Annotated in this window: 17 protein-coding genes and 1 pseudogene; 9 read left to right on the top strand and 9 right to left on the bottom strand. The window is 67.7% G+C overall.

All coding sequences use genetic code 11. The annotated features are described in order from the left end of the window. Nucleotides 1-37 precede the first annotated feature (37 nt). A complete protein-coding gene (locus tag I4Q42_RS25100; RefSeq protein WP_198578838.1) occupies nt 38-247 on the top strand; it encodes a hypothetical protein in 210 nt (69 codons plus the stop codon). Nucleotides 248-320: 73 nt separating this feature from the next. Here the strand turns inward: I4Q42_RS25100 and I4Q42_RS25095 are convergent, their stop codons facing one another. Beyond that, on the bottom strand, nt 321-959 hold the full coding sequence (locus I4Q42_RS25095) for a S24 family peptidase (protein ID WP_198578837.1): 639 nt from the start codon (nt 957-959) through the stop codon (nt 321-323). A 207-nt stretch (nt 960-1,166) separates the two neighbouring features. Between I4Q42_RS25095 and I4Q42_RS25090 the strand changes: the two genes are divergently transcribed. From I4Q42_RS25090 to I4Q42_RS25060, 7 genes are all read left to right on the top strand, one after another. Beyond that, the gene (locus tag I4Q42_RS25090; RefSeq protein ID WP_198578854.1) at nt 1,167-1,646 is read left to right on the top strand and encodes a MerR family transcriptional regulator; all 480 of its coding nucleotides are present in this window, start codon (nt 1,167-1,169) and stop codon (nt 1,644-1,646) included. 104 nt (nt 1,647-1,750) lie between these two features. Next, a complete protein-coding gene (locus I4Q42_RS25085; protein WP_198578836.1) occupies nt 1,751-3,544 on the top strand; it encodes an acyl-CoA dehydrogenase C-terminal domain-containing protein in 1,794 nt (597 codons plus the stop codon). 2 nt (nt 3,545-3,546) lie between these two features. Then, nucleotides 3,547-4,710, top strand: coding sequence for an acyl-CoA dehydrogenase family protein (locus I4Q42_RS25080; protein WP_198578835.1), 1,164 nt, complete (start codon nt 3,547-3,549; stop codon nt 4,708-4,710). Further along, nucleotides 4,710-5,066: a hypothetical protein gene (locus tag I4Q42_RS25075; RefSeq protein WP_198578834.1), complete on the top strand. Its 357-nt coding sequence runs from the start codon at nt 4,710-4,712 to the stop codon at nt 5,064-5,066. Before I4Q42_RS25080 ends, I4Q42_RS25075 begins: the two co-directional genes overlap by 1 nt. Before the next feature lie 98 nt (nt 5,067-5,164). Further along, a complete protein-coding gene (locus I4Q42_RS25070) occupies nt 5,165-6,370 on the top strand; it encodes an acetyl-CoA C-acetyltransferase (protein WP_198578833.1) in 1,206 nt (401 codons plus the stop codon). A gap of 102 nt (nt 6,371-6,472) precedes the next feature. Further along, nucleotides 6,473-8,656 (top strand): 3-hydroxyacyl-CoA dehydrogenase NAD-binding domain-containing protein, encoded by a 2,184-nt coding sequence (locus tag I4Q42_RS25065; RefSeq protein ID WP_198578832.1) that lies wholly within the window; start codon nt 6,473-6,475, stop codon nt 8,654-8,656. Nucleotides 8,657-8,927: 271 nt separating this feature from the next. Then, complete coding sequence (locus tag I4Q42_RS25060; protein ID WP_198578831.1) at nt 8,928-9,578, top strand: hypothetical protein; 651 nt, start codon at nt 8,928-8,930, stop codon at nt 9,576-9,578. 236 nt (nt 9,579-9,814) lie between these two features. Here I4Q42_RS25060 and I4Q42_RS25055 read toward each other — a convergent pair whose 3' ends face one another. The 6 genes from I4Q42_RS25055 to I4Q42_RS25030 form a co-directional block, all read right to left on the bottom strand. After that, on the bottom strand, nt 9,815-11,842 hold the full coding sequence (locus tag I4Q42_RS25055; RefSeq protein ID WP_198578830.1) for a TonB-dependent receptor plug domain-containing protein: 2,028 nt from the start codon (nt 11,840-11,842) through the stop codon (nt 9,815-9,817). A 26-nt stretch (nt 11,843-11,868) separates the two neighbouring features. Further along, a complete protein-coding gene (locus I4Q42_RS25050) occupies nt 11,869-12,384 on the bottom strand; it encodes a hypothetical protein (RefSeq protein WP_198578829.1) in 516 nt (171 codons plus the stop codon). A 237-nt stretch (nt 12,385-12,621) separates the two neighbouring features. After that, nucleotides 12,622-13,056: a DNA repair putative endonuclease MmcB gene (mmcB, locus tag I4Q42_RS25045; RefSeq protein WP_408611132.1), complete on the bottom strand. Its 435-nt coding sequence runs from the start codon at nt 13,054-13,056 to the stop codon at nt 12,622-12,624. Nucleotides 13,057-13,289: 233 nt separating this feature from the next. Beyond that, complete coding sequence (locus I4Q42_RS25040) at nt 13,290-13,856, bottom strand: lipocalin family protein (protein ID WP_198578828.1); 567 nt, start codon at nt 13,854-13,856, stop codon at nt 13,290-13,292. A gap of 1 nt (nt 13,857) precedes the next feature. Continuing rightward, entirely contained in the window at nt 13,858-14,382 is a 525-nt protein-coding gene (locus I4Q42_RS25035) for a lipocalin family protein (protein ID WP_198578827.1), read from the bottom strand. A 447-nt stretch (nt 14,383-14,829) separates the two neighbouring features. Continuing rightward, entirely contained in the window at nt 14,830-15,954 is a 1,125-nt protein-coding gene (locus I4Q42_RS25030) for a ferritin-like domain-containing protein (RefSeq protein WP_198578826.1), read from the bottom strand. Between the two features lie 157 nt (nt 15,955-16,111). Between I4Q42_RS25030 and I4Q42_RS25025 the strand changes: the two are divergent. Beyond that, nucleotides 16,112-16,810 (top strand): annotated as a pseudogene (locus I4Q42_RS25025) (NAD-dependent deacylase); the annotation flags it as partial. Nucleotides 16,811-16,832: 22 nt separating this feature from the next. On the opposite strand, the gene I4Q42_RS25020 reads toward I4Q42_RS25025, so the two are convergent. Together I4Q42_RS25020 and I4Q42_RS25015 are read right to left on the bottom strand one after the other, a co-directional pair. After that, the gene (locus tag I4Q42_RS25020) at nt 16,833-17,735 is read right to left on the bottom strand and encodes a slipin family protein (RefSeq protein ID WP_198578824.1); all 903 of its coding nucleotides are present in this window, start codon (nt 17,733-17,735) and stop codon (nt 16,833-16,835) included. After that, nucleotides 17,732-18,139, bottom strand: a complete 408-nt coding sequence (locus tag I4Q42_RS25015; RefSeq protein ID WP_198578823.1) for a GntR family transcriptional regulator — start codon at nt 18,137-18,139, stop codon at nt 17,732-17,734. The genes I4Q42_RS25020 and I4Q42_RS25015 overlap by 4 nt, the downstream gene beginning before the upstream one ends. Between the last annotated feature and the right edge of the window lie 94 nt (nt 18,140-18,233).

Here is an 18,233-nt window from a genome sequence, read left to right as displayed (position 1 = left end):
GTCTAGGCTTGGAACCATCAGAACCAGGAATAGTCCGATGGCTTCCTTCACCCTTCGCCCGCACGATCGTTCGGAATTCGACTCCCTGATCGGCGGCATCGCTTCGCAGTTCCCCGGCGCCCAGATCGAGGCCGCCCACAACGACACCTGGCAATCCTACCGGGTGGACGTGTCGTGCGAGGATCCCCGCGCGGCCGCCCTTCGCGACTGGCTTGCCGGCAACCACGCCGGCTGCCCGCGCACCTGAGATCCTGCGAGCGTTCCCCGATAAGTGCGAAGCGGTTATCGGATAAAGGAATGCTCGAAAGAAGTGTCGTCGGCTACTGGCTGACCCACTGGATGCAGGCCGCCCAGGCCACCGCCATGCGGTCGAGCACCCGGTCGTCGCCGTCGCGCAGCACCGAGGTCAGCTCGATCGTCCGGGCCGTCAGCCGGCCCATCTCGCGGATCAGCACCTCGCCGTCCGTGGTCATCACCACCACCCGGTCGCCGCGCCGCGGCTCGGCCGTCGGCGAGACCAAGAGCCGGTCGCCGTCGCGATAGACCGGCGCCAGGGCGTCGCCCTCGACCTCCAGCGCGTAGAGCCCTTCCTCGCGCGGCCCCGGCAGCTCCACCTCTTCCCAGCCCGTCCCGCGCGGCGCGCCCGCCTCGTCGAACATGCCCGGCGTCCCGGCCCGCGCCAGGCCGATCAGCGGCACGCCGGCTCGCCGCCCCGGCCCCCCGAGCCCTGACGTCTCGGTCAGGGCCGCGAACTCCGAAAACCCCACCCCCGTGGCTTCCAGCACCTTGGCCAGGCTCTCGGTCGAGGGCCAGCGCGGTCGCGTGTCGGCGTCGCCGCGTTTCGAGCGGTTGAAGGCGGTGGGGTCGAGCCCGGCCAGCTTGGCCATGGCCGAGGGACTCATGTCGAAGCGCTTGGCCAGGGCGTCGATCGCCGTCCACAGTTCGGCGTGCGAGAGCATCGGATCCTCCCCGCGTCGCCGGCGGGAGCCAAGCGACGGAAGTCCCAAGGAAATTATGCCCAGGTCCTAGGAATGTAAACCTAGCGTCAATGGCGAAGGTTGACGTTTACGTAAGCGTTGACGTTCCGCGGCGTCCGGCGTAGCGTGAACGCCGATAACCAACGACCCGGTCGCGAAGGCCGGCCGCACCCTGGGAGGGTAACGATGGTGACCGATCTGCGACGTCCCGAACGCACGTTCTCGATCCGTCAGCTCTGCAACGAGTTCAAGGCGACGCCCCGGGCGCTGCGCTTCTACGAGGACAAGGGCCTGCTGACGCCGGCCCGCGAAGGTCTCAACCGCGTCTATTCCCACAAGGACCGCGTCCGCCTGCAGCTGATCCTGCGCGGCAAGCGCGTGGGCCTGTCGCTGTCGGAAATCCGCGAACTGCTGGACCTGTACGACGAGAACGACGACGGCGCGGCCCAGATGGCCCGGTCGCTGAAGAAGTTCCGCGAGCGCGCCGCCGCCCTCGAGCAGCAGCGCGAAGACATCGACGGCGCCCTGATCGAGCTTCGCGAGGCCTGCGATCGCCTGGAGCGCCGCCTGGCCGAGATCCGTCCCGACCTGCTGCCGCGCTCGGCCGACTACGAGCAGCTGCTGCGCGCCCGCCTCGACGGCCACGCCGACATGGCGCTCGGCAAGTAATCAACCCTTCCCGTCACGACCGCGCCCGCTTTCGCCAAGACCGGCGGAACGGGACGCGATCCGTTCGTTTTCCTTCCCGATCCCGATCAGTCAGGACCGCTTAAATGACCTATCAGCCGCCCGTCCGCGACCACATGTTCCTGCTGCGCGACGTGCTCAACATCGAGCAGTACGGCAACCTGCCGGCCTTCGCCGACGCCTCGATCGACGTCGTCGAACAGATCGTCGAGGGCGCGGCCCAGTTCACCGGCGAAGTCCTGGCTCCGCTGAACAGCATCGGCGACAAGACCGGCTGCAAGCTCGACCCGGTCACCAACACCGTCACCACCCCGCCCGGCTTCAAGGAAGCCTACAGGGCCCTGTGCGAAGGCGGCTGGACCGGCCTCGGCTCGGACCCGGCCTACGGCGGCCAAGGCCTGCCGCACGTCGTGAACCTGTCGTTCTCGGAAATGTCGAGCTCGGCCAACATGGCCTTCTCGATGTATCCGGGCCTGGCCCACGGCGCATACTCGGCCATCCACACCGGCGGCACCGACGACCAGAAGCAGACCTACCTGCCCAAGATGATCACGGGCGAGTGGACCGGCACCATGAACCTGACCGAGCCGCACTGCGGCACGGACCTGGGCCTGCTGCGCACCAAGGCCGTTCCGAACGGCGACGGCAGCTACAAGATCACCGGCCAGAAGATCTGGATCTCGGCCGGCGAGCACGACATGTCGGACAACATCGTCCACCTGGTGCTGGCCCGCATCGAGGGCGCCCCGGCCGGCGTGAAGGGCATCAGCCTGTTCATCGTGCCGAAGTTCTTCCCGAACGCCGACGGCAGCGTCGGTGCGCGCAACGAGGGCGCCAAGTGCGTGGGCCTCGAAGAGAAGATGGGCATCCATGGCAACGCCACCTGCGTCATGCAGTACGACGACGCCGAGGGCTATCTGATCGGTGAAGAGAACAGCGGCCTGAAGCTGATGTTCGTGATGATGAACGAAGCCCGTCTGGGCGTCGGCCTGCAGGGCGTCGCCCAGGCCGAAGCGGCCAACCAGGCCGCCGTCGCCTTCGCCAAGGATCGCCTGCAAGGCCGTTCGCTGACGGGCCCGAAGAACGCCGAAGGCCCGGCCGACCCGATCATCGTCCACCCGGACGTGCGCCGCCTGCTGCTGGAGAACAAGGCCATCATCGAAGGCGGCCGCGCCTTCCTGTTCTGGACCGCCCTGCACGGCGACCTGGCCCACAGCCACCCCGATGAGGCCGTGCGCACCAAGGCCGACGACTACATGGGCCTGCTGACGCCGGTGCTGAAGGGCTACCTGACCGACCGCGGCTTCCAGGTCTGCTCGAACGCGGTGCAGGTGCACGGCGGCTCGGGCTTCACCGAGCACTTCCCGGTCAGCCAGTACCTGCGCGACTGCCGTATCGCCCTGATCTACGAAGGCACCAACGGCGTGCAGGCCCTCGACCTGGTCGGCCGCAAGCTGGCGGCCAAGGGCGGCCGCGGCGTGATGACCTTCTTCCAGGAGATCGACCAGTTCGTCGGCGAGAACGACGGCGACGCCGAGCTGAAGCCGTTCGTCGACGCCCTGGCGGCGACCAAGGCCCAGCTGCAGGACGGCACCATGTGGCTGATGCAGAACGGCCTGCAGAACCCCGACAACGCCGGCGCGGCCTCGACCGACTACATGCACCTCTTCGGCCTGACGGGCCTGGCCTACATGTGGGTCCTGATGGTCAAGGCGGCCAACGCCAAGATCGCCGAGGGCTCGACCGACCCGTTCTTCACGACCAAGGTCGCCACGGCGCGTTATTTCATCGAGCGGGTCTTGCCTGACGCTGCGGCGCATCTGGCCAAACTGAAGACCGGCTCGGCGACCCTGATGGCGCTGCCCGCGGAGGCCTTCTGATCATGAGCGTGCTCGACGTCGCAAAACCCGCCTTCATGGCCGAAGAAGACATCACGATCTTCGAGGACGCGGTGGGCAAGTTCTTCGACGAGCACGCCCCTGAATCCGTCGTCGCGACCTGGCGCAAGAACCACTGCGTCGATCGCGCGATGTGGAACAAGGCGGGGGAGGCCGGGTTGCTCGGCCTCTCCACGCCGGAAGAATACGGCGGCTCCGGCGGCGACTATCGCCACGAGGTCGTGCTGATGGAACAGCTGGGTAAGAAGGGCGTCGACGGCTTTGGCGCCAGCCTGCACAACGCCATCGTCATGCCGTACATCACCCACTACGGCACCGAAGAGCAGAAGCGCCGCTGGCTGCCGCGCCTGTCGACCGGCGAGCTGGTCGGCGCGATCGCCATGACCGAGCCGGGCGCGGGCTCCGACCTGCAAGGCATCAAGACCAGCGCCAAGAAGGACGGCAACCAGTACGTCCTCAACGGCTCCAAGACCTTCATCACCAACGGCCAGACGGCCAATCTGATCATCGTCGTCGCCAAGACCGATCCGGCTGGCGGCGCCCGCGGCACCAGCCTGCTGGTCGTCGAGACCGACGGCGCCGGAGGCTTCGAGCGCGGCCGCAACCTCGACAAGCTGGGCCATGAGGCCCAGGACACGTCGGAGCTGTTCTTCAACGACGTGAAGATCCCGACCGAGAACCTCTTGGGCACGGACGAGGGCCAGGGCTTCTTCCAGCTGATGGCCCAGCTGCCGCAGGAGCGGCTGAACATCGCCGTCCAGGGCATGGCCACCATCGAGCGGGCGCTGGAGCTGACCATCGCCTACGTCAAGGAGCGCCAGGCGTTCGGCAAGCCGGTCATCGCTTTCCAGAACACCCAGTTCGTGCTGGCCGAGTGCAAGACCGAGGCGACCGTCGCCAAGGTGTTCGTCAACCACTGCATCGAGCGCCACCTGAAGGGCGACCTCGACGCGGCCACCGCCTCGATGGCCAAGTACTGGGTGACCGATCTGGAGAACAAGATCGTCGACCGCTGCCTGCAGCTGTTCGGCGGCTATGGCTTCATGAACGAGTACCCGATCGCCCGGATGTACAAGGACAGCCGCGTCCAGCGCATCTACGGCGGCACCAACGAGATCATGAAGCTGCTGATCGCGAGGACGCTCTGATGTTGTTCGCCGACGCTCCGCCGCCCCCGCCCGCTCAGGACGCCGCCCGCGCCGCCGTGGTCTGCGTCAAGGCCGAGGGCCGCCGCCCGCTGCAGTTCTCCGGCAAGCTGGAGGGCAAGCGCCCCCAGCCCGGCGCCTTCGACCTGCCGCTGAAGCCGGGCGTCGAGCAGTGCAACAACCTGCTGCGCTCCAAGATCGCTGCGTGGACGCTGACCGTGAACACGCCGGGCTTCACGCCCTGCCGCCTGCCCGCGCCGGAGTTCGGCCAGCGGGTCGTCTATTCGGCCAAGGCCAGCGCCCGGGGCCTCTCGTGCGCGCCGATCCACAAGTCCCCGATCGGGGCCTGGAAGAAGTAGCCACCGTTTCATTCGCCGACCCGGCCCCCGCCGGGTTGGAGGTTCAAGAATCCCGTCAGGGACAACTCGATTAAGAGATCGCAGGAAGGAGCCATTCAATGGCCGACGCTTACATCTTCGACGCCGTGCGCACCCCGCGCGGCAAGGGCAAGAAGGACGGCTCTCTGCATGAGATCACCGCCCTGTCGCTGGCCAGCCAGGTCCTGGAAGCCATCCGCGACCGCAACAACCTCGACACCTCCAAGGTCGACGACGTCGTCCTGGGCTGCGTCGCCCCGGTCGGCGAACAAGGCAGCGACATCGCCCGTACGGCCGTGCTGACCGCCGACTACGCCGAGAACGTCGCCGGCGTGCAGATCAACCGCTTCTGCGCCTCGGGCCTGGAAGCCGTGAACATGGCCGCGGCCAAGGTCATCTCGGGTGAAGCCGACCTGACCATCGGCGGCGGTGTCGAGAGCATGAGCCGCGTGCCGATGGGCAGCGACGGCGGCGCCTGGCCGACCGACCCGTCGTCGGCCTTCAAGACCTACTTCATGCCGCAGGGCGTGTCGGCCGACCTGATCGCCACCCTCTACGGCTTCAGCCGCGACGACGTCGACGCCTACGCCGTCGAGAGCCAGCGCCGCGCCGCCCAGTCGTGGGCCGAGGGCCGCTTCTCCAAGTCGGTCGTGCCGGTGAAGGACCAGCTGGGCCTCGACATCCTGAGCCACGACGAGACCGTCCGCGGCGCCACCACCATGCAGACCCTGGCCTCGCTGAACGCCTCGTTCACCGGCATGGGCGAGATGGCCTTCGACGCGGTGGCCACCCAGCGCTACCCGCAGGTCGAGCGCATGACCCACGTGCACCACGCGGGCAACAGCTCGGGCATCGTCGACGGCGCCGCCGGCGTGCTGATCGGCACCAAGGAAATGGGCGACGCGCTCGGCCTCAAGGCCCGCGCCCGCATCAAGGGCATGGCCTCGATCGGTTCGGAGCCGTCGATCATGCTGACCGGCCCCTCGCTGGTCACCGAGAAGCTGCTCAAGAAGCTGAAGATGGAAGTCGCCGACATCGACCTCTACGAGCTGAACGAAGCCTTCGCGGCCGTCGTCCTGCGCATGATGCAGGCGCTGGACATCCCGCACGACAAGATGAACGTCAACGGCGGCGCCATCGCCATGGGCCACCCGCTGGGCGCCACCGGCGCGATGATCCTGGGCACCATGGTCGACGAGCTGGAACGCTCGGACAAGGAAACCGCCCTGATCACCCTGTGCGTCGGCGCCGGCATGGGCACCGCCACGGTCATCGAACGCGTCTGATAGCAACCGATGCTCCCCTTCTGGGGGAGCTGTCGCGGAGCGACTGAGGGGGTGAGCGCGGCGCGCTCCTCCCTCCCGCTTCGCGGATCTGGAGAAGAGAACATGGAAAACTTCAAGATCGAGGTCGACGGCGACGGCATCGCCCTGGTCACCTTCGACGTCCCCGGCCGCACGATGAACACCCTGACCGCTTCGGTGATCAAGGAGATCGGCGAACTGGTCGAGACCATCAAGACCGACGACGCCATCAAGGGCGCCGTCATCACCTCGGGCAAGACCACCGGCTTCTGCGCCGGCGCTGACCTGGGCGAACTGGGCGGCGAAGGCGGCCTGGGCGGTGGCGACCTGCAAGCCGCGTTCGACGCCGGCTTCGCGCTGAACAAGGCCTTCCGCGCCCTGGAAACCGGCGGCAAGCCGATCGCCGCGGCGATCAACGGCCTGGCCCTGGGCGGCGGTCTGGAATTCGTCCTGGCCACCCACTACCGCGTGGTCGCCGACCTGCCGAAGCTGCAGCTGGGCCTGCCGGAAGCCAAGGTCGGCCTGCTGCCGGGCGGCGGCGGCACCCAGCGCCTGACGCGCCTGATGGGCGTCATGGCCGCCGCGCCGTACCTCCTGGAAGGCAAGTCGATGAAGCCGGCCGAGGCGCTCGGCGCCAAGGTCGTGCACGAAGTCGTGCCGGCCGGCACGGAAGTCGAAGCCGCCAAGACCTGGATCAAGACCAAGGGCGACCCCGTCGCTCCCTGGGACAAGAAGGAATTCAAGATCCCCGGCGGCGGCCCCTACACCCCGACCGGCGCGCAGGTGTTCATCATGGGCAACGCCATGCTGCGCAAGAACACCTACGGCAACTACCCGGCCCAGCAGAACATCATGAAGGCCGTCTATGAGGGCCTGCAGGTTCCGTTCGACGCGGCCATCCGCATCGAGACCCGCTACTTCCTCAAGACCCTGATGACCCCGCAGGCCAAGGGCATGATCCGCACCCTGTTCCTCAGCTTGCAGGAACTGGGCAAGGGTTCGGGCCGTCCGGCCGGCGTGCCGTACTACGACGTCAAGAAGGTCGCCGTGCTCGGCGCCGGCATGATGGGCGCGGGCATCGCCTACGTCCAAGCCATGGCCGGCATCGAGACCGTGCTGATCGACCAGACGCAGGAAGCCGCCGACAAGGGCAAGGGCTACGCCGAAGCCCTGGTCAAGAAGGCCGTCTCGCGCGGCAAGCTGACCGCCGAGAAGGGCGAGGCCATCCTGGCCCTGATCCATCCGACGTCGGACTATGCCAACGTCAAGGGTTCGGACCTGGTCGTCGAGGCGGTGTTCGAGAACCGCGACGTCAAGGCCCAGGTGACCAAGCTGGCCGAGGCCCAACTGGCCGACACCGCCGTGTTCGGCTCCAACACCTCGACCCTGCCGATCACCGGCCTGGCCGAAGCCTCGATCCGTCCGGAAAGCTTCATCGGCATCCACTTCTTCTCGCCGGTCGACAAGATGGGCCTGGTCGAGATCATCCTCGGCGAGAAGACCGACCAGGCGACCATCGCCAAGTCGATCGACTACGTGCTGAAGATCAAGAAGACCCCGATCGTCGTCAACGACAGCCGCGGCTTCTACACGTCGCGCTGCTTCGGCACCTTCGTGCAGGAAGGCATGGAGCTGCTCAGCGACGGCATCGCCCCGGCGATCATCGACAATGTCGGTCGCGCCACCGGCATGCCGCGCGGTCCGCTGGAAATGCACGACGACGTGGCCCTGGACCTGTCGCACAAGATCGCGATCCAGACCAAGAAGGACCTCGGCGACAAGTACGAAGAGCGTCCGTTCACCGCGGTCATCGCCAAGATGGTCGAGGACTTGGGTCGCTATGGCCGCAAGAACGGCAAGGGCTTCTACGACTATCCGGAAAAGGGTCCCAAGACCCTGTGGCCGGGCCTCTCGGAGCTGGTTGAAGTCAAAACCACCGACGCCGACAAGGCGCTGATCGACCAGATCCGCACCCGCCTGCTGTACCGCCAGGCCGTCGAGGCCGCGCGCTGCTTCGAGGAAGGCGTGATCACCGATCCGCGTGAAGCCGACGTCGGCGCCATCCTGGGCTGGGGCTTCGCGCCCTGGACCGGCGGCCCGGTCAGCTTCATCGACGGCATCGGCGTGGCCAAGTTCGTCGAGACCCTCGACCAGCTGACCGCCGCCTACGGCACGCGCTTCACCCCGCCGGCCCTGCTGCGCGAGATGGCCGCCAAGGGCGAGACCTTCTACAGCCGCTTCGGCGTCAAGGAGAAGGCGGCCGCCTAAGGTCGTTCTTAGCCGCGGTGCGTGATCCTCGTCCTTCGACAAGCTCAGGATGAGGATCATGGATAGGCGGCCGCAGTAGAGAACCTCACCCTGAGCCTGTCGAAGGGCGGGGTTCTCGGATCACCGGTCGCCCGCAAGGCGAAATGAGGAGGCCCGGCGGCGACGCCGGGCCTTTTTCTTTGCGCCGCCGCATCATTGCCGCCATCGCCGCGCCCCATGGCCCTCGTATCCGCAAGCCATCGCGCCTGTTGCGCGCAAGCAAGGATTCGGGATGGCCGGTAGGCGATCGACAGCTCGCCGCAAGAGGCCATTCGCGCTCGCCCTGATCGCGGTGAGCGGCCTGCACGTGCTGCTGGGCGTGGCGCTGGTCAGCGGGATCAAGATCATGCCGCCGCCGGTCGAGCCGCAGAGCCTGATCGTCGATCTCGTGGACGTCGTGCCGCCGCCGGCTCCGCGTGTCTCCGCGCCGGAAGCTGAGGCGCCCGCGTCGGCCTCGCCCGCCGCCCCGCCGGCCCGCGCCGTGGTCCCGCCGCCGCCCAAGGTGCCGGCCCAGGTCGCCAGCGCGCCGGCTCCGTCGTCCGCTGCTCCAGAGGCGCCCCGCGCCGCCGTCGCCCCGCCCGGATTCAAGTCGCGCGGAACCCCCACGCCCGGCGGCGAAGGCCTGCGCCAGGCCGCCCGTGAAGGCGGCGGCTGCAACCACGCCGACCTCTACCGCCTGACCAAGGCCGAACGCGCGGCCTGCGACGACAAGCTGGGGGTCAAGGCCAAGGACGCGCCGATGTACGCGGTGATCGACCAGTCCAAGAAGGACTTCTTCGACGGCGCCTGCAAGAAGGACGACGAGTGGTGCCTCTACCGGACCGGCCAGGGGCCCTATCCGGGGCTGTTCGCGCTGATGAAGAAGAAGAAGGACGACTGGTGAGTCCGTCATGATCCCTCTCCCCTTGCGGGAGAGGGTGGCCTCCGAAGGAGGTCGGGTGAGGGGTCTCTCAGATCTCGACACCGCGAATGCCGATCGACCGGGTGCGACGGCCCGGATTTGAGAGACCCCTCATCCGACGGCTTCGCCGCCACCTTCTCCCGCAAGGGGAGAAGGGCGCAACAAAAAGGGCGGCCCTTTCAGGCCGCCCCTTCCGGTTTTCGGGAGACCCGAAACGCTTACCAGGTCTTGCTGACGCTCAGGAACAGGCGACGCTCGACTTCCAGGCCGGCGCTCTGGCGCTGGCGGTTGTCGCCGAGGTTCTGGCCGCTCAGCGCCACGGTCACGCCGTGGTCGAACGCGCGGGCCACCCGGCCGCCGATGGCGGTGTAGGCCTCGACGTTGACCAGGTTCGGCGCGGCGGCGGCGCTGTAGAGCGCGTAGGCCTTGTGCTGGCCGACCACGTGGGCGTAGGCGTCGGCGGTCCAGGCGCCGTCGGTCCAGCCGAACGAGACGTTGCCGCGGTTTTCCGGGGTGGTCTCGCCATAGGCGGCCGTCCGGATCACGGCCGAGAAGCCGGTGTTCGGCTCATCGTCCACCTCGGTGTGGGTCAAGTCGGCGTTCCAGCGGAAGCCGCCGGTCAGCTGGCCCGAGGCGGCCAGTTCGAAGCCGTTCATCTTGCTCTCGCCGATGTTGCGATAGCTCAGCACGGGCAGGCTGACCAAGGTCGCCGGCACGTCGATCTGGGCCGAGGTCGGCTGGCCCTTCACGTCCTCGGTCTTCTGCACGAAGACCTTGGCGCTGACTTCGGCCTTGATGGCGGGCAGGGCGCGCTCATAGGTCAGCTGGTAGTTGGTGATGATCGCCGGCTCGAGGGTCGGGTTGCCGGCCAGGCCGATCGTGTACGGACCGACGGTGACGCGGGCCTGCAGGGCGCCCAGGTCGATCAGGGTCGGAACCTGCACGCCGCGGGCGGCGGTGGCCTTGAAGGTGTCGACGTCGGTGGCGCGCCAGACCAGGCCGAGGTTGTAGCTCGGCTCTTCGATCTTGCGGTCCCAGTAGCCGTTGCCCAGCGGCGGCGAACCGGCCGGGAACGTGCCTTCGCGCGACAGGTCCAGGCTGTCGTAGCGACCGGCGGCGGTGAAGGCGAGCTTGTCGGTGATCGCCCAGTTCCACATCGCCGAAGCGGCGAGGACGTCGTAGGAGACCTCGGCGCCGCCGATCGGGGCCGTGTTGACCTCGTTGTGGCGGTACTCGGCGCCGACGCGCAGGGTGTGCTTCGCGCCGATCTTGAACAGGTCCTGCGCCGAGACGACGGTGATCTTGTTCTCGAAGCGCGACTTCTGGCCCAGGATCACGTGCTTGGCCGTCAGGTCGTTCTGGTAGGCGGTCAGCTGCAGCTCACCGACCTTGGTCTCGGCGGCCAGGGTGCCCTTCAGCGAGCTCGTCAGGTACTTGCTCGGCGAGTAGGCGTAGTTGGACAGCATGTCGCTGACCTGGACGTTCGAGTACGAACCCTCGACGCGCAGCTCGACCTTGTCGGTCAGCTGGGTGACGGTGTCGATGTTGGCCGAGAGCTTGGCCGGGTCGTTCAGCAGGGCCTTGGCCACGCCGACGGTGTTCTTGAACTCGTCCGACTGGCTGGCGCCGGCCGAGACGCGGGCGCTGAAGCGCTCGCCGACCTTGAACGACTTGGCCAGCGAAACCTCGCCATAGCCGGCCGTACCGGCGCGCACGGTGATGTCGCCGGTGTTGTCGAACTTCGGGTTCACCGTGATGATGTTGACCACGCCGCCGACGGCGTTGAAGCCGAACAGGGCGCTGTTGGGGCCCTTGACGACTTCGATCTGACGGATTTCCGACAGCTGCACGGGCAGGGTGGCCCAGGCGGTGTAGCCGTAGTGGTCGAGATAGACCTGGCGGCCGTTGATCAGGACCAGCAGGCGCGGCGACATGGCCTGGTTGTAGCCGCGGACGCTGACGTCCGAGGCGCCGGCGCCGCGGTCTTCGACGTCGAGGCCGGCGACGCGCGACAGGATGGTCGGCAGGTCGGTGGCGCCCGAGCGCTGGATGTCGGCGGCCGAGATGATGGTCATGTCCACCGGCGCTTCGGTCGAGCGCTGCGGCGCGCCGGTGGCGCTGGTGGTGACCGGTTCGTTGAACAGCTGCTCGAGCGAGCCGTAGTCGATCGACTGGGCGTTAGCGGCCGAAGCGGCGGCGGCGACGAGGAGGCCCGCGGAAACGCCGGCCAGGAGAGTCTTTTTCATGGTTATGTCTCTTCAGCTGGCCGGGATCAGACTTCGCGGATCATCATGCGGAACGCGGACTTGAAGACCGCGCCGACGGCCGCGGCGGCCGAACGGTTGACGATGATCTCGACCTTGGGGTCCGCCGACACGCTCATGACGCAGGCGCCGCTGGCGGCGCAGGAGGCGTCCGAGCCGATGGTGATGATCTTCTTGGCCTTGGCGGCCGCGCCGACGTTCACGCCGGTGGTCACGTAGAGGGCGGCGACGCCGCTGACGCCGGAGACGGCGCTGGCTTCGACCGGCTTGGCGGTGAGGGTCAGGGCGCCGGCGCTCATGCCGCCGCCGATGGCGGCCATGGCCGCGTTCTTCTCGGCGACCGAGGCGGGCTTGGACGGATCGAACACGATGCCCAGCACCTGCTTGCCGGTGGGGCCGTTCTCCAGGAAGGTCAACGCGCGACCGGCGATCTGCAGGTCCTTGGCGGCGTCGGCGTGCGCGCTCAGCGGCGCGATGGTGAGGAGCGCCGCGGCCAGCGCCGCTGCGGGTTTTTTCTTCGACATTCTGTTGAAATCCCCTGCCCTTTGTTGGGCTTGTGAGCAGGGTGATGTCGCGAGGGGCGTAAATAAGAGGTAACGCCGTCTAGATTACGCCGTTATCCGGCTAACCAGAAATGTCCGCCAGTCGACTATAGAACAACTTTAGATCGCCGCGTTCCCTTGGGTTAGCTGGGCTTTCGGCCCTGCTTGGGCGTCATCTTGAGTTGTGTTCGGACACAATGTCGCAGGCATGGTTTATTTTCAGATCGACAGCCGCTCGGCGGCGACTCCGGCCGCGCGCAGGGCCGCCAGGCGGGCGAAGGCCAGGGTCAGGGCCTTGCGTCGGGCGCCCGCCAGAGGGGTGACCGGGGCGGCCCGCACCACGGCCCCGCCGAAGCCGTCGGCGACGATCAGGCCCGGCTCCTCGGGCAGGATGCCGTCCGGAAAGTGCGGCGCCACGGCGAAGTGGAAGGCGTCGCAATAGGGGCCGTACTCGCCCCATTTGCGGTCGACGCGGTAGTCGTCCAGCCCCGACTTCACCTCGACGATGACGATGTCGCCCTTGGGGCCCAGCGCCATCAGGTCGGCCCGCCGGCCATTGGGCAGGGTGACCTCGGCCAGGGGCGCGTAGCCCAGATCGACCAGCAGCCGCGCGGCCCCGCGGGTGACGGCCAGGGTGGTCTCCGGTCGGGTCATGTCCGCGCGGGAGAGGGCGATGTCGACGACGACGTCCATGGCTGCCACCATGTTCCATCTTTGTTCGCCGCGCAAGCAGGCCGGGCGGCTTTCAGGCGCTCTTTTTGGATGTCATCGCCCGGCTTGTCCGGGCGACCCAAGCGGCCTTTCAGGATGGGGCTGGCTGAGCGTGCGTCGCCCGCAAGAAGCGGGCGATGACCTTTAAAAGGAGGGGCGCCGCAGGGGAGAGCGGACTACCCCGCCGCGTGCCTGGTCACCCTCAGGCGTGAGACGTCGTAGCCCATGGCCTTGGCGCGGTCGGTCAGTTCCTGGGTCAGGGCCGGGGTCGGCTTGTCGCGGGTCAGCAGCCACAGATAGCGGCCGCTGCCTTCGCCGACGATCGACCAGCTGTAGTCGTCGGCGTGGTCGAGCACCCAGTAGTCGCCGACATAGAACGGGCCGAAGAACGACACCTTCAGCTTGGCGCCCCTAGCCTTATTGTCGGTCTGCCTGTCGGCCAGCTTGGCCTTGCCGATGGTGACCTTCTCGACGCCTTCGGGCCCGCCCTGGCGGCAGGTGTTGCGCACCTCGACCAGGCCGTCGGGACGCAGCGAATATTCGGCGGTGACGCCGTCGCAGCCCTTCTCGAAGCGGAAGTCGTAGCGGGCGGCCTCATGCCACAGGCCCAGATACCGCTTCAGCTCGACGCTCTTGGCCGGCTGCGGCGGGTTCGGGTTGCCGGTCGGGTGGGCGGCGCAGGCCACGACCGCGCCCAGCGTCAACAGGACCGCCGCGGCGATCGGCAGGGTCGAGCGCCGCACCTCAGGCCTCCGGCTGCTGCGGGAAGACCAGCTTGTCGTAGCCCAGGGCCTTGACCCGGGCCAGGGCCGCCTCCTTGGCCGCCTCGGCCATCACCGGCTTGCGCGACAGCAGCCAGACGAAGTTGCCGCCGGGCGTGGCCATGATCGCCCAGGATTCGTCGTCGGCCCGGTCGAGCACCCAATATTCCTGCTTCTTCATGCCGCCCAGGAAGTTCATCGAGAACTTGGCGTTCTCGGAGCCGGCGACGATCCTGCCCTTGGTGTTGAAGGTCTTGGCCTTGCCGGTGGCGCTGTCGCGGCGACAGACCTGGCGCACCGAGAAGCTGTCGGCGCCGCCAGCGGTGAACTCGGTGGTCGGCGCCTCGCAGTTGCGCTGGCCGGAATTGGGGGTGCGGGCGATCTCGTACCACTTGCCCGTATAGAACCCGGCCGCCACCGGCTTGGACGGCGGCTGGGCCCCGGCGAAGGCCAGTACGGGGGTTACGGCGAGGGCGGCCGCGAGGGAGACGATCAGGCTTACGCGCATTCCGACACCTTGCTGCTTGGCGGGAGGGGGCGGACTGAGCGCCCCGCTCAAGTTCATCCCTCGAACGGGGGCAAACGCAAGGCGAGCGGTGGGTGTTCCACTGCACGAAGACCCTCTCTCTGTGAGAGAGGGAGGGGCCCACGCCAAAGGCGTGGGAGGGTGAGAGGTTACAAACGGTCCGAAAGACCCCCAATCACCGTCATCCCGGAAAGCGCGAAGCGCTTATCCGGGACCCAGGGGACTGGGCGTCGTGGCTGGGTTCGCCGCCCGACCTTGGCCGACGCAATGCGGCGGCCCTGGGTCCCGGCTCTGCGCTTCGCTGCGGCCGGGATGACGATGTAAGGGAGCAGGGGCCGAGGTTCACCGGCCGGCGGTGAAACCTCTCACCCTCCCACCGCTTGCGCGGCGGGCCCCTCCCTCTCTCTAAGAGAGAGAGGGGTTTTCTGCCTACTCCGCCGCGATGGTCACCGGGGCGACGCGGTCCTTGAAGTTGATGGCCTGCAGGTGGCGGATGCCTTCCTCGGCGATGTCGTCGCCGACCATGCGGTCGCCCTCGGCCTTCAGTTCGTCGATGTCGACGTACATGGCGTAGAAGGCCTTGGTGCGGTCGGTGATGATGCCGGCGTTGAGCAGGGTCTTCACCAGCACCCGGAAGATGTTGGTCTGCTCCTTCATGTTCTCCCGACGCAGGTCGTCGGTCATGATCTTCCCGTACTCCTCGACCACCTTGTCGGGATCCAGGCCGAACTCGGCGTAGAGATCCAGCTGCTGGTGCGGCGAGACGAGGTTGAACAGCAGGGTCTGGAAGCAGTGCGCCGCCCAGTCCTCGATGATGGCGTGCTCCTCGGGCGTCAGCTTGGGCACCGTGCGGTCGGCCCAGATCTTCCCGAACTTGTGGTGGAAGGCCTCGTCGGTCATCACCAGCTGCAGCAGCTTCTTGCCGAGCGGATCGTGGATTTCCTTGAAGAAGGTGGCGAAGGCGCCCATGGCCAGGCCCTCGACCAGCATCTGCATGCCGATGATCTTCTTGTAGACCTCGGGGGCGGCGATGATCTCGACCAGCAGGGTCTTCAGCGCCGGGCCGCACTCGACCGGCTTGCCCCAGCGGGCCTTGATGTACTTGGCGAAGGCGGTGACGTGGCGCGCCTCCTCGCGGGTCTGGTTGGCGGCGTATTCCTGGGCGCCCTGGTCCTTCAGTACGTGGCACAGGCTGGCCGAAAGGTTCAGCGCGCCCTGCTCGCCGTGCAGGATCGACGAGAAGCTGCGCAGCACCGACTGGTTGATGAAGCGGGTGCGCTGCTTGGGATCGGACAGGTGGTTGGAGACGTAGTCGGTCGACAGGGCGATGACGAGCTCTTCTGGAACCAGCGGTTGGTTCTCCATGTCGAACGGCTCGTCGAAATCGATATAGGCCTTGTCGAGCGGGTCCCAGAAGTGGTCGTGGGTGGCCGAGATGATCTTGTCGAAGGCGCTCGAGCGGTTGCCGTACCTGTCGAGCTCGAGCATGGACTCGAAGTCGTCGGGCGCCACCGCGTCGTACATGGCGTCCTTGGTGATGTTCTTGTCCGTCACGGTCGGCTCCTCTCCAATGGGTTCGAAAAGGGCCTGTCTGTCGCGGGCCTCTCGTCGAGTGAACACTGTCCGCTCAAACTTCCGGTACGGTCAAATTAAAAATGACGATGGCGTCACCTTCGTCGCAGCCGCTTGAACGAGAAAGAGAAACGTCGCCATGGGCCTCAACGTCTTTGTCCTTACCGGAGCCGGGGTTTCCGCCGAGAGCGGCCTGGGCACCTTCCGCGACGAGGGCGGGGTGTGGACCCAGTACGACCTGGCGGAAGTCGCCACGCCGGAGGGCTTCGCCCGCGATCCGGCCAAGGTGCGGGCCTTCTACAACGCCCGCCGCGAGAACCTGGCGGGCGCGGCGCCCAACCCGGCCCACGTCGCCCTGGCCCGGTTGCAGCGCGAGCTGGCGGCGCGGGGCGGGGGCCTGTTCCTCTGCACCCAGAACGTCGATGACCTGCACGAGAAAGCCGGTTCGACCGAGGTCGTCCATATCCACGGCGAACTGGCCGTCACCCGCTGCCATGCCTGCGAGGCGACGCGGTCCGATACCGGCCCGCTGGACGGCGAGGCGATCTGCGAGGCCTGCGGCGCGGCGGGCATGGCCCGGCCGCACGTGGTGTGGTTCGGCGAGATGACCCTGTTCCTAGACGAGATCACCGACGCCCTGCACGCGGCCGACCTGTTCGTGGCCATCGGCACCTCCGGCTCGGTCTATCCGGCCGCCGGCTTCGTCAGCGAAGCCCGGGCCCTGGGGGTGCGCACCTGCGAGCTCAACCTCGAACCCTCCGACAACGCCTGGGCCTTCGACGAGAGCTTCTACGGCCCGGCCGGCGAGGTGGTGCCGGCCTGGGTGGAGCGGGTGTTGGGGGAGGGGCTTCGGTCGCCCCCTACCGCCCCGTCTCCGCCGCCTGGGCCAGGCCCAGCAGCCCGCCCGGGTTCATGGCGTCGACCATGGCGGTGGGGATCAGGATCGTCGCGCCGCGCTCCTTGGTGGTCTCGTAGATGATGTTCATCGCCCGCAGCTGCATCGCCGCCGGCGAGCGGGCGTAGATGTCGGCCGCCTCGACGAACTTCACCGCCACCTCGTGCTCGGCCTGGGCCAGGGCCACGCGGGCCAGCCGTTCGCGCTCGGCCTGGGCCTGGCGGCTCATGGCGTCCTGCAGGGCGGTGGGCACGCCGATGTCGCGGATCTCGACCGAAAGCACGCTGATCCCCCAGTCGGCGGTCTTGCGGCCGATCACCTCGCGCAGCAGCGCGTCGCCCTGCTTGCGCTCGGCCAGCAGGTTGGCCAGCATCGAGGCCCCGACCATCTCGCGCAGCGAGGTCTCGGCCACCTGGGTGATGGCCAGGCGATAGTCGGTGATCTCCAGCGCCGCCCGCTCGGTGTCGTGCACCTGCCAGAAGATCACCGCGTCGATATTGACCGGCACGGTGTCTTTCGAGAGGGCGCTCTGGGCGTCGAACTCGGTGGTCTGGATGCGCTGGTCCAGCCAGTAGGCCACCTCGTCGACGACCGGAATGATCAGGAACAGGCCCGGCCCGGCGATCTGGTGCAGCCGGCCCAGCCGCAGCACCACGGCCCGCTCCCAGGGATTGGCCATCTTCAGGGCGGCGGGGATCAGGATCCCGATCACGAGGAACAGGCCCGCCAGCCAATGCAATGCCGGGGCGTGGACGGCCGCGCCGCGCACGAAGACCAGCAAGGCCAGGCCAAGGCTCAGCCCGGCCAACGCCAGGGCCGGCGGATTGGTGCGGGTCAGGGTGAAGCCCCGTGCGAGAGTGACGTTCATCGAAGGTCCTCCATGTCGGCGGCCAGGGCCGCGATGCGTTCGGATAGCGCCTGGGGATCGATCCCCAGGCTCGTGGCCGCGGCCAGGGTCTGGCGCGCGAGCTGGTCGAGGGGCGAGGGGACGGCGTCGGCCTCCAGGGCCGGCGGCTGGGCCGCCACGAAGCTTCCGCGACCCCGGATCAGCTGCACGGCGCCGCGCCGCTCCAGCTCGTCATAGGCGTGGCGCACGGTGTTGAGGTCGACCTTCAGGGCCACCGCCACCTGCCGCATGGTCGGCATCTGGTCGCCGGGACCGAGCACGCCCGTCCCGATCAGGCGCAGGAACTGGTCGCGCAGCTGCACATAGATCGGCACGCCCGAAGCTTCGAGGCGCAGCGCATCCAGGGCATGCTGGTGTGTATGCATACACTCATACAATGCATGCGCAGGAAGCTACGTCAAGCGGTTGGGAGAACGGCGGGATGTGGGGGCTGGTGCCCGACCTATATACCCCTGAGCC

Source organism: Caulobacter hibisci (assembly GCF_016135805.1).
Taxonomy (GTDB): Bacteria; Pseudomonadota; Alphaproteobacteria; order Caulobacterales; family Caulobacteraceae; genus Caulobacter; species Caulobacter hibisci.
The sequence above is the reverse complement of the archived record's forward strand: the minus strand, read 5'-3'. Positions and strand labels throughout refer to the sequence as shown.